Here is a 13631-nt window from a genome sequence, read left to right on the forward strand (position 1 = left end):
TTTACCTTTCAGTCAACTTCCACGGTTATAAAACAGGAGTAATGCCGTAGAAGATTCTATTATGTTTCTGTAAAAACTTGTAACAAATTTCAAAAAATCAATGCATTATGCGCAACACTGGATAGCGAAGCCATTCAGGTTCCTTAAATCTCGCGCATCGACTGAAAATAAAGTCCAGCACTGCCTGCTGATCACTGAGCAAACCGGGGTTTTCCTGCTTCCATTGCTCAAAAGCTTGCCTGACTTCTGGTTCAGTGTTCAGGATATCTGTCGCTGTGTCTTCAAACACATAATCTGAATAAGCTTCTTTCTTTTCCAGCACACTATTAAAGAACCCCCAACGGAAGAAACTGTCATGCGCCTGCGGCTCCAGAGTTTCGACAATGTAACGCGCTCGCGGCTGATCCAGCGAAACCAGATAATCACCGGCATGAACTGTGACGCGATCATTTATCTGCAGCAATTGCACATCGTCATGAAACATGTGTCCTTCATACGCATGCGGACGCGATCTCACTGACTGTATGCGATACAACTGCGCCTGCACGGCTGTATCACTTTCCAGCCTTTGCATATGTACGCCGTTCCATTGCAGGCGTTCTATCACCGCGCGCCAGGCTTGCGGTATCAGATAAGCTTTAGGCTGGGTAATATTGATGTCAGCTACAAAATGGTCGTAATAAGCAATTGCTTTTTCCCACGGCTCGCTGCGGTCGTATGACAGACGTGTGTAATTACCCAGTACACTGGGGCTGTAAACCGCCTGATAACCCTTGAACATAAAGCTGGAAGGCTGGCTATGATCTGCTGCCCAATGAACAGCAACTTGCTGTTGCTGGCTGGCAGACTGACGCGCTTGTTCACGCAATGCCTGTATCTCGGCACCGTGGGCAACTGTAAAGGACAATACTGTTTCCACCAGCGCACGCATGGAGGCATAGCGGTCAGCAAAGGGTTTCAGCATATGGGTTTCTGGCATGAAACCTATGGTGTGATGCAGGGCCGCGTAGCCGGTAGAAAAACGTGGTGTTTCCAGAAAATCTTCTATGCCATGATCAGGGCTATCCTTGACTGGATTTACGTAAGGGCAAGTCGGCCAGCCACGCTCCTGCATTTCTGCGTAAATTGCCGGCAGCATGGTGTCACGCAAAAATGGTCCCAGACCGTAGCCCAGTTTGTCGGCCTGGGTTTGTATCAGGGTCATCGTGTAGTGATAGTCTGCACCGTTTGATGTATGAGTATCGACCATGACATCCGGGCTCCAATCGCTGAAAAAGCGGTTGAAGACCTGGGCATTTTCACTATCACATTTGATGAAATCCCGGTTCAGATCCAGGTGCAGACTATTACCACGGAAGCCGAACTGCTCAGGACCATCCTGATTCACCCGTGAAGTATCCTGACGGTTAAGGCAACCATCAACGTTATAGACAGGAATGAACAGAAACACTGTTTTACCCAGTGCAGCAAGTCTCTCAGGCTGAGTACAGAAATCACGCACCAGCGCCATGCAGGCATCAATACCTTCAGGCTCACCTGGATGGATGCCATTATTATTGAAGAAAATGGGACGTTGCTCTTGCCTGATGCGCTCGCGCTCAAATACGCCATCAGCCGTCACAATACCGGCATGAATGGGCTTGCCATTGTCGGAAACACCGATCTGGCCGAATTGCAAAATGCCAGGAAATTGCGTTGCAAGATTTTGATAAAACTGTATGCAGGCTTCCCAGGTGGTAGTCTGGTTTTGGTTACCAGCTTCATAGGGTGTGATGAAGCTGGTGGTATGGTCTGTATGTGATGACATGCGGTACACCAGTTGAAAGTAAATGTATCCCACGATTTTAGCGTACAAGTCATCAAACTGGCATGGCATACTGATGCTTGATTGAAACAAATCAGATATTGATTTCTATTGCCAAAACTCATTTCATCAAAAATGATGAGTTCTAATATATTGCGGGAGATTTTCGTGACTGATGCCGAGATAAGCGCCCTGCGCCAGAACTGCCATACGACCTTGCCTGGCCATCGTGCCATCGCGCCCGCAGAAACCTTCAGGCGCATGGCTGCCTGGTCAGAAGACAATCAGGTGCAGCATGACACTTATGGCGAAGGTGAACTGATACAGTCATTCGAGAACAAAGTCGCTGCTTTACTGGGAATGGAAGCAGGCCTGTTTTGCATCACTGGCACGTTGACGCAGGTCACGGCCTTGCGCCTGGCATGCGAAGAACGGGGCAGTCAGCTGGTTGCACTGCATGCCAGTTCCCACATCCTTGTTCACGAAAGAAGCAATTATCAATTGCTCGATCATTTCAAAGCCTTGCAAATAGGTAATCCACACCGCCCATGGACACTCAAGGACTTGCAAGCCCAACCAGAAAAAATCGCTGCTGCACTCTATGAATTACCCATGCGTGAAATAGGCGGACAATTGCCGGCATGGGAAGAACTCGATGCCATCAAGGCCTATTGCCGCCAGCACGATATACACCTGCACATGGATGGTGCCCGTCTGTGGGAAGCTGCGGCTGGTTACGGCCGTAGCCTTGCCGAGGTTGCCACAGGTTTTGACACGGCTTATGTATCGTTTTACAAAGGCATAGGTGGTCTGGGTGGAGCCATGCTATTGGGTAACACTGAATTCATCGCCAAAGCGCGAGTCTGGATGCACAGGCAAGGCGGCAGTGTCTTTCGCCGCAGCCCCTATGTGGTGGCTGCCGCCATGCAGTTTGATGAAAGGCTGGCAGCCCTGCCCGACTGCCTTGCGCGTACACAATGGCTATTTGAAGAATTGCGCGCCTATCCCGAGTTCAAGACTAGTCCGGCTGCTCCGCATTGCAACATGTTGCACCTTTACCTGCCCACAGATAGAGATACGGCCATCACCATCCGCAACCGCATTGCGCAAGAACATGGCATATGGTTATTCAATAATGCTGTGCACACTGCCCTGCCTGGACTATGCATGTTTGAATGGTATGTTGGTGATAATTTGTTGAACATGGCAGACGATAAGCTCAGGCAGGCATTGGGTTTGCTGGCAAATGCTGTCAACAAAAAAGATCATTAATCCTGCTTTCCGGTTCGCTATGTTAGTTATCGCACATACAAGATTTTTTATCTTTATTAAGCTACCTGACATCGTTTCATCATTTCACGAAACGCAAAGGAGAAATAATGATAAGCCTGCTCAATCTGCAGTCAGATAAAGTCAAGTATGACCCTAACCATCTGTTTGATACACTGATCAAGCGCCTGCATTTAAAAAACGACGCGGCACTGGCTAAAATGCTGGATGTTGCACCGCCTGTTATCAGTAAAATCCGCCACCTGCGCCTGCCGATAGGGGCATCACTGATGATCACCATGCATGAAATCAGTGGTCTTACTATTAAAGAACTGCGCGCCCTGATGGGTGACAAAAGAGAGACTTTCAGGATTACTGATTCGCAATTAAAACCTGTCCTGGCCAAGTCACGCCCCAAAAGCAAAGAACGAACCATGAGTCAGCAGTATTAAGGTTTTCGATTGCGATTATCGCCTGGGGAAAACCAAACTCAGACGTGCACCGGGAAATTCGCTGCGTCCCCCGCCATTAGCTATCTCGTAATGGCCGCCATGCAGTTCGACTATGGCCTTGATAATGACAGATCCCAGGCCCAGTGAAATTCCCGCCTGCCTGCTCGGCAGACCCGAAAACAACAGGCGTGTGTCACGTCTTTGCCCAAAGCGGAACATCGCATCTGCAGACAAACCAGGGCCGTCATCCTCGACGATCATTTCCAGCGTATCAGCGACGGCTGATAGTCGTACGCGTACCCTGCTTTGTGCATATCTGGCTGCATTGTCGAACACATTACGCAAGAGCCTGGATATAAGATAAGTGTCACCTGTGATATTCCCACCCAGTTCGCCCCCCTGATCACACGCAGCATCAATCTCCAGCACAAATTCTATGGGCTGATCCGCTTGCTGTTGCAGATGTACTGCATGACCGGTCTCAGTTTTCAGCAAGTCACACAAATCCACACTGGCAACCTGATTGCGGTAACGCGGCTCATCAATATTGGCGATAAAAAACAAGTCATCAATCAGCCTGGTAAAATAATCCAGCTCGCTGCTAACGACGGTAAAAAACTCTTCGCGTTCTTGCTGCTCCATGGCTTCGCCGTGGACGGATAAAGTATCAATCGCGGTACGCAAGCTGGTCAAAGGTGTACGCAAATCATGCCCCAGCTCCTGCAAGAGCTCGCGCCGCGTCTTTTCTATGGCTTGCAACTGCATGACCAGCCGCTGTATTTCATCGGCCATGGCATTGAAATGTTGCATCAACCCGCCTATGGCATCCAGCCTGCCTGAGGTAAAACGTGCGCTCAGGTCTCCGGTTTCCATATTTTGAATGACACGCCGGGCTTCGGTAGAACGCCCACGCAAATAAAGGGTCAGCAATAACAAACCCAGCAAAATTGCGGTCACCAGCGTCACCACAAACAGTGCGGCCATGGTTAAAAACGCGCCACGGGCTGGCGTGCCTGGATTGTGTATCAGTAAATAGCGTGGTTCATCAGCCTGCAGACGCACAATCGCAGAAGCTGCCCCCCCTGAAAAAAAGCGCCCGCGCGCCACCACCTCATGAACTACTACAGGCTTGGCGCGCTGCAAGAGCGCTGCTGACGGGATTGCTTCCGCTGGATTACTGGCCAGGATTTTATTGTCTGCATCAACTATCCACATTTCCAGCGGGATTGCCGGTGATTCACTGCGATAAGCCTGCACACGGCGCAGACCTTCAGCATAATCATGCTCTTCAACAATGCGGGCGATAAACAAGTACATACTGCGCTGCACTTCGTCGCCGGGGCGCGTAGTTACCTCCCTGATCATCCAGAGATAAAACAGGCTCAGCAGCAAAGCAAAAAATATGCTGATCGCAAAAAAACGCAACCACAACGAACGACTCATGCATGCTCCAGTTTATAACCGATACCATAAATGGCGACGATACGTTCCGTCGCACCAGCATCCTTTAACTTGCGACGCAGATGGCTCAAGTGTGAGTCTATCGTCCGGTCGTAGATAAGATTAGTATCCTCAAACTGATTCAGTATCTGTTCACGGGTAATGGCACCCCCATTTGCTTTTACCAGCAACATCAGCACTTCATATTCCTTCTTGCCTAATTGCAGAGCAGTTCCGGCAATACTGGCATTACGACGCTGAACATCCATTTGAATATCACCAAAACTGATCAAAGTCAGATTCTGATAATCTGCCTGTACCCGTCCCAATAGACGACGCATGCGCGCACTAAGTTCCCGCAAGCCACAGGGCTTGCGTATGTAATCGTCGGCACCGCCCTCTATACTGGCGACTACCGCTGTTTCATCTGTCCTGGCTGATAGCATCAAAATTGGTGTTACCGGATGGAGCGCACGTAATTGTCTGCACAGACTAATGCCATCTCCATCAGGCAAGCCAACGTCAAGCAGTATCAATTCAAATGTCTGCAGCGACAGCACTTGCATTGCGGCTGCGACACTGCCCGCATGACTGAGCACAAAACCTTCATAGCGCAAACCCATGTTTAAAGTGCGGGCGATCATGGGATCGTCTTCAACTAAGAGAACTGAAATTGCAGAGCTCATGGGTCTTGAAACAAGTAGTAACAAAGAAGATCCCTTCATTTTGCCATACTGTCGATAAAGAAGACTTCTTCCATCAAAATTACAGAATTCATGTTTACAGTTTCTGACAGCTGGCTTGTTACTTTAAAGCTTCTATCACAAGTCTATACATCATCTGTCCCTATACTGGAGATCACATGTCTTACCTCTCATCCATACTGGCTATTGCTGCCATTGCAGCTACCAGCAGCATACTCAGCGCCTGCGGCGGTGGCAGTTCCGGCAACACATCTGACGCCGCACCACCCGTTACCGGCAATAGCAGCACGACTACCACTGGCAACACAAACACTGGGGCCAGCAACAACCGCATTGCGGCAGCTATTACAGCGGCAAAAAATACGGCAAATACAGATCCCATGTGCACGACCGACAAGCTGGGTGACTTTTACTGGGAAATTGGTAATGCCAGTGATAACGCACCGATAGTGTCCGGCTCGCAAGGTTCTGGCAGCGTCAATTCCACGAGCTATTTCAATATTGCTTCTGCCTCGAAATGGATATTTGGTGCCTATGTGCTGGAAAAGAAAGGCATAGATCAGGTGCGCAACAACAGTTCTTTAAAAGATGGTCTGCGTTTCATGTCAGGTTATACCGGTTTCAACGAGGATGCCTGTGCAGGAAAGCTGAACATCACTGCCTGTTACATCGCCGGCATGAATGGCAGTACAGGCCTGCCTAATCCAGATACTGTGAATAAATTCGACTACGACAGCGGGCATGATCAAAAACTGGCCAGCGTGGATTTGGGTCTGGGCAACTTCACTGCCGCTCAGCTTGATACCGAATATCAAAATACGATAGGCTTAAGCAAAGGTTTTCACATGGCCGCGCTAGACCCATTGATGGCGGGCGGCATGATGGGCACAGCGACTGACTACGCGCTGTTCCTGAAAAAAATCATGAAACAGGAATTGGAAATTGGTCACTACCTGGGTGACCAGGCCATCTGCGCCCTGCCTTCTGCCTGTCCGGGTAAAGTCGTGTATTCACCGATAGTGTTACTCAACGAACCATGGACTTATTCTTATAATCATTGGGTAGAATCTGAAAAAGGGAATGGCAGCATAGACGCTTATTCCAGTCCCGGCAAATGGGGCTTTTATCCCTGGGTTTCTGCTGACAAAAAATACTATGGCATTTTGTCGCGCCATGACAAGGATGCAGGGGCTTATGGTGCATCAGTCAAATGCGGCCGTCAGATACGCAAAGCTTTTATGAATGCGCTGTAGGCTAACATTTGACGCGCATCAAGGCATGGCAGCAAATTGCCGCTCTGCATAAGCTGTCAGGGCGACGATACGCTTTTCTGTCTCACGTTTGAATTTCAGGCACAAGATAGGCGTCAACAGCCATGACAGCCAGCGTGGTTTGGCCGTGATGTTATAGGAAAAACGTACACGGGTCAGCCCTTCAGATAATGCCTTGAAATGCCAGCCGCCGGCAAACTGGTCAAAGATATACGGGCCGCAGATCATTTTGACGGCGGCCACTTCATTTGGTTTATACGAGACATATTCGATATCCATCGCCAGGCCATTGCCGTCTATGCAGCGCGCCTGGGCACCTACCGCGGCGTGCTTTGCGTTCAGCAAATAGGATTCTGTAGTCAAGGTATCCCACTCTTGCCTGAGAGTGTAATCCTGGGTCAGGTCAAACAGATACTTGGCACTGGCCTTTACCTCAAATTCATGTTTGATCAACATATTAATTGCTCCGTGATTTTGACATAAGGGATACTACTTTTTGTTTGCCGAAAACTGACTTGGCGGCGCACCAAAGTGCCGCTTGAACATGGCGATGAAAGCACTGAGACTATCGTAACCCAGTTCAAGTGCGATGCTGGTCACTGCTATACCAGCGGCCAGCAATTCCAGCGCCCGCATTAGTCTGGCACGTTGCCGCCAGTCAGAAAAACTCATTCCTGTCTCTTCAGCAAAATGGCGTGTCATAGTTCGCGGTGCAATGCCTGCCCATGTCGCCCATTCCTGCATGGAGCGTGCATCGCCAGGCGTTTCCGCCAGGGCTTTGGCAATTTTCAATAGCCGGCGATCAACTGGCATGATCAACACAAAATCCTGTGATGGCGAATTTGTAATCTCATCGACTATGACAGCAAGCACACGCTCTCGGGCAGCATTTAAATGCTCACTGACACTCCAACTCGCTGCACGCAAAACCGCTTCCTGTAATAAGCCAGATACTTGCAGTATTTGTGTTTGGGTTGGCAGGTTTTCAGATGGCGAGATGTAAGCACTCCATCCCGTAAAGACCTGACTGGTATGCAAGGCGTGAAGTTGTAAAGGTGGCAGCCAGATTGCATGGCCACAGGGCACGACAAGTTGTTGTCGTTCAGTGGCGATCATGATCACACCGGTCGTTGCCGCCAGGATCTGACCACGCATATGCCTGTGCTCAGGCGTTCTGCGTACGTGGGCTTTGCTCGTAACGGCATAGACCAGTGCTCCGCCTTCCTGGCTGGCGCGGGCAGGATCAATCAAAGGTGACGGTTTGGCCTCAGTACTACACATACAAGAATTATATCCCAGGCAGTTTCAAACCGTGATGCACTACATGTCAATCGGCTGTTTTGTCTGAAGGAAAACGAATAGAGTCACGCAATAGAAAGCCCATGGGCATAGCCAGGTTCATTTGTTTATTACCTATAGGCTTGGTAAACCAGTCCTTGTAGAGCTTTTCAAACTCACCGTCAGCAATCATCCTCATCATTTCGCGATCTACCAGATTTTTAAAGACTGTATCCTCTTTACGCAGCATGAGCGAATAAGGTTCGACTGACAAAGGGTCGCCGACGATGATAAATTCGTCCGGATTTTTTGCTTTTGCCCTCAGGCTGTACAGTAAGACATCGTCCATGGCAAACGCGTCAGCCTGTTCTTGCTCAACCATGCTAAATGATATTTCGTGGTCTTGGCCCTCCAATACTTTGATGTTGAGTGCCCTGACATTACTGCGAGCATTCACCAAGTCCAGTGTCGTCGCATTCCTGGTGGTGACAATAGTCTTGCCTTTCAGGTCCTGCCAGTTTCTGATACCTTTGTTTTTCTTGACTATCATGCGCACGCTGGAAAAGAAATGCGGGATAGTAAAGCTGACGCGATTGCGCCGCTCTGCAGTATTGGTGGTTGCGCCACATTCAATATCTGCCTTTCCTTCCATGATGTTGGAAAAGCGGGAAACGGAATCTACCGGAAGATATTGGATTTTTAAATTGGGCAGTTTAAGTTCCTTTTTAACTGCACTGGCTATCTTGAGGCACAGATCAATCGCATAGCCATTGACCCGGTTATCTTCAGTGGAATAAGAAAAAGGGGCTGCCTGTAAGTAGGCGAATGTGATCGTCTGACTTTCTCGTATTTTTTTCAACGTATCTGCAGCATTGCTCAAGCCAGGTATCATTACCACTAGCATCGTACATGTCAGCAACAAACCCCGGCAAATCAAAAAAGTGCTTTTCATTACAGCAACTCCATAGTTCAATATCTCTCAAATATTTGTCATGGCGCAGCGACGAATACATGCTGCGCATCAAACTCAACTACCGCCGACAACGGGCAAGGCAGCACCATGAATTGCACGTGCCTCATCAGATGCGAGAAAAGCGATCACATCAGCAAGTGCGTCTGGAGAAACCCATTTACCAGAGTCAGCATCCGGCATGGCGAGCCGGTTTTGTGGAGTATCAAGAATGCTGGGGAGAACGCAATTGACATTGATATTATGTTGACGTAGCTCTGCTGACATACTTTCTGTCAGGCGAATAAGCACATCCTTGGCGGCACAATATGCCCCCATTTTGGCCACTCCTCTCAGTGCCGCATACGCACTGACATTGACAATTTTCCCGCCTGACCTGTCTATCATGCCGGGAACAACTGCACGCACCAGTTGCAACATGCTGCGGACATTGATATCGAATAAAAAATCCCAATCTTCATCCACAGTGTCATGCACTGAATATCCCATACTAAAGCCGCCCGCAGCATTGCAAAGTATGTCGATAGCCGGATATTTTTTCAGGCTGAGGTCCAGCAATGTGGTGACTTGATCTCTATTGCACAAATCCGCAGCCAGGAGCAGGCTTTGCCCGCTAGCAGGACCAAATGCACTTTCAAGATCATAAAGATGACGGTCAACGAGTATCAGGTTTTTCCCATTTTGAGAAAATTTCCTGGCGAGTGCGCGTCCCAGATTACCGCACGCACCAGTAATCATGACTGTTTCAATTTTCGTACTCATGATGTTTTCCCCTTGAATGTTGGATGTTGAAATTTGTAGTGTTTTTTCTTGAATAAGTAAGGCGCTACCACACTATTTCGCGGCAGCAGTTGCCATTGTTACCTGGCAGGAAAATCCCATGCTGAAAATACCCGGTCGGCATAGAGGGCAAGTTCAATATCCTTATCCGTGACGCCACCGGCGTCGTGTGTCGTCAGTGTCATGACGACCTTGTTATAGACATTAAACCACTCTGGATGATGGTCTTTTTTCTCGGCAAACAAAGCGATATGCGTCATAAATGAAAATGACTGCATAAAATCTGTAAAAATATACTCGCGCGTTATCGCCTCACACTGGCGATCAAGTTTCCACATGGGCCGGGATTGCAGGAATTGCGAAATGCTGTCTGGATTCATCATTCTTTCTCTATTCAATCAATTATTTTCGGTTTTCCTTGATCTTCATCAAGCATTGAATCGAAAATAGTTTAGTGCGGATCATTTGCAAAATGTGCGCAAATTAGTCATTATTAAAGTGTTTTCATGCATATTTTTTGCATTAAATATCAATCAAAGGAAAAATATGAGCACCGTCACAGTTGATAGTTACGACATCAATTTACTGACTGCCCTCCAGCGTGATGGAAAAGCAACGAATAGCGCTCTTGGGGAGAAAGTACATTTATCGACATCGCAAGTCAGTCGCCGTGTACAGCGCCTGGAAGAAACAAAGGTGATTTCTCACTATGTTGCGGTGCTTAATCCTGAAGTGATCGGATTGGGTGTCTCAGCTTTCACTCACATTACTTTAAGCAGGCAGGGCGAACACGCAGCCTTGTTCGAGAAAGCCATGATGGACTTGCCTGAGGTACTTGAATGTCATTCAGTCACTGGCGAAGCTGACTATGTACTTCGGATTACGGCACCAGATCTGACATCGTTCTCTGACTTCATGGAGAAAAAATTACTACGTCTCCCTAGCGTTGCCAGTGTCAAATCCATCGTGACACTGAAAACGATCAAGCAAACTTCCAGCCTCCCGCTGGAGCATATTGCCCAGCCAAGACCCATCAAAACCCAGATAGTCTTTACATGACCCCTGAGATGGGAATGGTGAATATGGTCATGGCCTTGGCGCGACATATGTCGGCGCCAAGTCGCAAGTAGCTTACTGGCATCCGGCGCATGATAGAGCCTTCATCAACCCACAAGGAAACAACATGAAAGCAGAAGACATACTCCCCGACCACATCAACACCACCACCATCAATGGCCTGACCATCAGAAAAGGCACGGTTGCAGCCTTCGTGGCAAATGCAAAAACCTATTTACAGCCAGACAGCTTACCAAGCGAACGCACCGAGGCAAAAACAGCCGTATTGGAAGCCCTGCCCGCCCTGCAGGCTCTGGGGATTTTTGATGTGTTCGTCATTGCAGATCCGGGCCTGCGCGAACTGGTCGCTACACATCAGCGGTAATCAGGCAGTAAGCATGTATTCGTCGATGAGGCAGCCCATTGTCTGGACTGATCTGGGCTGCTCATTGAGGGCGTAATTTTGCCAGCACAGTCTTGTCCAGTTTTGCTGCCACACCTACGCTGCGCCCCGCCAGATTGGGGATACTGAAATGAATTGCGCTACCCAAAATCTGGGCGCATTCCGACAGGCTGAGCCCATAATCCTGTTGCAGCCACTGCACCATGCCGCTGGTTGCTGCCCGCAAGGCGTCATCCAGCGAGCCTGCCTGTCCCAGCACCATGATCTGCGTTGGTGATTCTACTCTTGGTGCATTGACCGATTTTCCTTTAATGACATCCACGGTAAATTCCACGTCCATGGATGTTTCCAATCCATATTGTGAAGTTTCGCCATCTCCCTGCAAGGCGTGTGCATCACCGAGATAGAGCAAGGCGCCGGGTTGCTGCACAGTCAGATAGACGGTGTTGCCTTCAACGACCTCATTAAAATCCATATTGCCGCCAAAACGCCCAGTGTCACCTGTAGATATAGGTGGGGAGCCATTGCCAGGTGCAACCGCCAGCCCACCCAACATGGGGCGCACTGGCAGACTCAAATTACGCAAGCCTTCTGTGGGCTTCTCTGGACTTGCCAGACCACGTTCCCTATCCAGCTTCCAGCGTATGGGCTTGCCAAGATTTGTTGCCTTGGCGGCCAGTGAAGTACCCATTGCCCTGCCAACGATACTGTCGAGGCTGTCGGCATAATCGCGGTTCAGACGCAATCGCTTAAGATGTACTACTAAGGTATCACCCGGTTCGGCAGTGCCAACAAAAAACGGCCCAGTCTGCGGATTGCCATACAAAGCCTTGGTGATGCCATTTTCATCGACACCACCAGAGTCTATCGTCTTGGTATGTACCGTATCACCCGGCCAGACCGTCAGCACGGGCAAGCGATGCGGACTGAATTCATTGGAGTAATCCGTGGGTTGAAAATCGTATTTTCTTGCGGCTCCAGCAGGGCGATCAGGTATCCTGCGCGCGCTGAATGCGTGCGAGGCTCTGGCCTGCGGGTTATTTGTATCGGGGAAGTCTGCCGCGCCCTGCATGGCATCCTTGCTGACTGTGCCGACATAGGAATACTTGGCCTTGTCAGCATCCGTTACCGTGAACGCTATGCCTTTGGCGGTGCGCGTACCAGCAAGCTGGTCACCATCAAGCTTGCCACTGATGCTGCTACCGTCCACTGTAATACTCAAGGTCTGATAAGAGCGATTACCCCATCTGTCTACTTGCAATAGCCAATGCTCTTCATCTGTGGCATTTGCCAAACAAGGGAGAAGGAAGGCCAATAGCATTGCGTATCGCAGCATGTTTTTTCCAGTGATGAAATTAAATGTATCTGCAATACTAAATTATTCTGACATCACTCTACATAAAATGCGATGAACTGCCAATTGTCATGCACAGACTGCAAACGCATTCACATAGTTTGCTCTGTCGATATTTTATGGGGATGATGGCTTTACTTTGTTTTGACGAATTTCCAGCGCCTTGGCCAGCAATTCATCCGCACTCCAGTGACGCGTCAGCCACACGGTAAGTGCCTCGCCAGAGATGTGCCAGTAAAGCATACGATGGTCTTGCAAATGATCTTGATTATAGTTTCTGGCGACATACCAAGCCAAGCGTAAGCCAGCAGGGTCAGACTTATCCAGCAACAGAGAATAAATTTCATAGGGCGTTAAGACCTCTACTTGTATAGATCCCTGCTCTTTCAATTCTTTCCAGATCAGCGCTTTGTTTTCAGGGCTGAGCACTGCGATTTTGGCGTGTTCAGGCCTGCCTGTTATGTTTGATAAACCGTATGCATACAATAGCCAGGGGGCGCTCAGCAATATCAACAGTATTAGACCCAGCGCTGCCACTAGGCTCTTTCTGAACAATTTATACAGGCGAGGCATGACAATCTCTCATTTCGCAGAGTTTCCACAATGCGCACATAGTTTGGCTTTGGAGGTTCTCAGCAAGAAACCGCAATATCTGCAAACTGATCCCCAGTCACTCCGCCTGTGATGGTATATGCTCTCAAAATGGATGCCAGACTTCCCAGTTATCTGCTCAAACCTGATACTGGTCTGAGTTATGGCTGCTTTCCTGGCTACTCCTAATGAACAGCCATGCAACTTGCGATAAGCAATTAACTCATCTACAGATGTCTGCAGCAATGGTGATACTTGC

15 protein-coding genes are annotated in these 13631 nt (G+C 48.9%); 5 read left to right on the top strand and 10 right to left on the bottom strand.

The window, feature by feature from the left end:
• Positions 1 to 97 precede the first annotated feature (97 nt).
• On the bottom strand, positions 98 to 1807 hold the full coding sequence (locus AC07OI_RS21965; protein WP_495258701.1) for a M14 family zinc carboxypeptidase: 1710 nt from the start codon (positions 1805 to 1807) through the stop codon (positions 98 to 100).
• Positions 1808 to 1972: 165 nt separating this feature from the next.
• Here AC07OI_RS21965 and AC07OI_RS21970 point away from each other — a divergent pair, with 165 nt between their 5' ends.
• Positions 1973 to 3076, top strand: coding sequence for a threonine aldolase family protein (locus AC07OI_RS21970; protein ID WP_495258702.1), 1104 nt, complete (start codon positions 1973 to 1975; stop codon positions 3074 to 3076).
• 107 nt (positions 3077 to 3183) lie between these two features.
• Positions 3184 to 3525, top strand: coding sequence for a hypothetical protein (locus AC07OI_RS21975; protein WP_492708060.1), 342 nt, complete (start codon positions 3184 to 3186; stop codon positions 3523 to 3525).
• A 15-nt stretch (positions 3526 to 3540) separates the two neighbouring features.
• On the opposite strand, the gene AC07OI_RS21980 is transcribed toward AC07OI_RS21975, so the two are convergent.
• A complete protein-coding gene (locus AC07OI_RS21980; protein WP_495258703.1) occupies positions 3541 to 4968 on the bottom strand; it encodes a HAMP domain-containing sensor histidine kinase in 1428 nt (475 codons plus the stop codon).
• Entirely contained in the window at positions 4965 to 5690 is a 726-nt protein-coding gene (locus tag AC07OI_RS21985) for a response regulator transcription factor (RefSeq protein ID WP_492708064.1), read from the bottom strand. The genes AC07OI_RS21980 and AC07OI_RS21985 overlap by 4 nt, the downstream gene beginning before the upstream one ends.
• A 137-nt stretch (positions 5691 to 5827) precedes the next feature.
• Here AC07OI_RS21985 and AC07OI_RS21990 point away from each other — a divergent pair, with 137 nt between their 5' ends.
• Positions 5828 to 6922, top strand: coding sequence for a hypothetical protein (locus AC07OI_RS21990; protein ID WP_495258704.1), 1095 nt, complete (start codon positions 5828 to 5830; stop codon positions 6920 to 6922).
• A gap of 18 nt (positions 6923 to 6940) precedes the next feature.
• On the opposite strand, the gene AC07OI_RS21995 is transcribed toward AC07OI_RS21990, so the two are convergent.
• The 5 genes from AC07OI_RS21995 to AC07OI_RS22015 all read right to left on the bottom strand — a co-directional run bounded on the left by AC07OI_RS21995 (position 6941) and on the right by AC07OI_RS22015 (position 10351).
• Positions 6941 to 7396, bottom strand: a complete 456-nt coding sequence (locus AC07OI_RS21995; RefSeq protein WP_492708068.1) for an SRPBCC family protein — start codon at positions 7394 to 7396, stop codon at positions 6941 to 6943.
• Between the two features lie 33 nt (positions 7397 to 7429).
• A complete protein-coding gene (locus AC07OI_RS22000; RefSeq protein ID WP_492708070.1) occupies positions 7430 to 8221 on the bottom strand; it encodes a helix-turn-helix domain-containing protein in 792 nt (263 codons plus the stop codon).
• Between the two features lie 46 nt (positions 8222 to 8267).
• Positions 8268 to 9170 (bottom strand): amino acid ABC transporter substrate-binding protein, encoded by a 903-nt coding sequence (locus AC07OI_RS22005; RefSeq protein WP_495258705.1) that lies wholly within the window; start codon positions 9168 to 9170, stop codon positions 8268 to 8270.
• Between the two features lie 75 nt (positions 9171 to 9245).
• Complete coding sequence (locus tag AC07OI_RS22010; protein WP_495258706.1) at positions 9246 to 9950, bottom strand: SDR family NAD(P)-dependent oxidoreductase; 705 nt, start codon at positions 9948 to 9950, stop codon at positions 9246 to 9248.
• A gap of 98 nt (positions 9951 to 10048) precedes the next feature.
• A complete protein-coding gene (locus tag AC07OI_RS22015) occupies positions 10049 to 10351 on the bottom strand; it encodes a 4a-hydroxytetrahydrobiopterin dehydratase (RefSeq protein WP_492708075.1) in 303 nt (100 codons plus the stop codon).
• Between the two features lie 163 nt (positions 10352 to 10514).
• Between AC07OI_RS22015 and AC07OI_RS22020 the strand changes: the two genes are divergently transcribed.
• Positions 10515 to 11027, top strand: coding sequence for an Lrp/AsnC family transcriptional regulator (locus AC07OI_RS22020; protein WP_492708076.1), 513 nt, complete (start codon positions 10515 to 10517; stop codon positions 11025 to 11027).
• 124 nt (positions 11028 to 11151) lie between these two features.
• On the top strand, positions 11152 to 11409 hold the full coding sequence (locus tag AC07OI_RS22025) for a hypothetical protein (RefSeq protein ID WP_495258707.1): 258 nt from the start codon (positions 11152 to 11154) through the stop codon (positions 11407 to 11409).
• Positions 11410 to 11470: 61 nt separating this feature from the next.
• On the opposite strand, the gene AC07OI_RS22030 is transcribed toward AC07OI_RS22025, so the two are convergent.
• Both AC07OI_RS22030 and AC07OI_RS22035 read right to left on the bottom strand, forming a co-directional pair.
• Positions 11471 to 12763 (bottom strand): acetamidase/formamidase family protein, encoded by a 1293-nt coding sequence (locus AC07OI_RS22030; protein ID WP_495258708.1) that lies wholly within the window; start codon positions 12761 to 12763, stop codon positions 11471 to 11473.
• Between the two features lie 135 nt (positions 12764 to 12898).
• On the bottom strand, positions 12899 to 13354 hold the full coding sequence (locus AC07OI_RS22035) for a hypothetical protein (RefSeq protein ID WP_495258709.1): 456 nt from the start codon (positions 13352 to 13354) through the stop codon (positions 12899 to 12901).
• Positions 13355 to 13631 lie beyond the last annotated feature (277 nt).

The sequence above is a fragment of the Undibacterium sp. GW821-FHT07F11 genome, assembly GCF_059418665.1.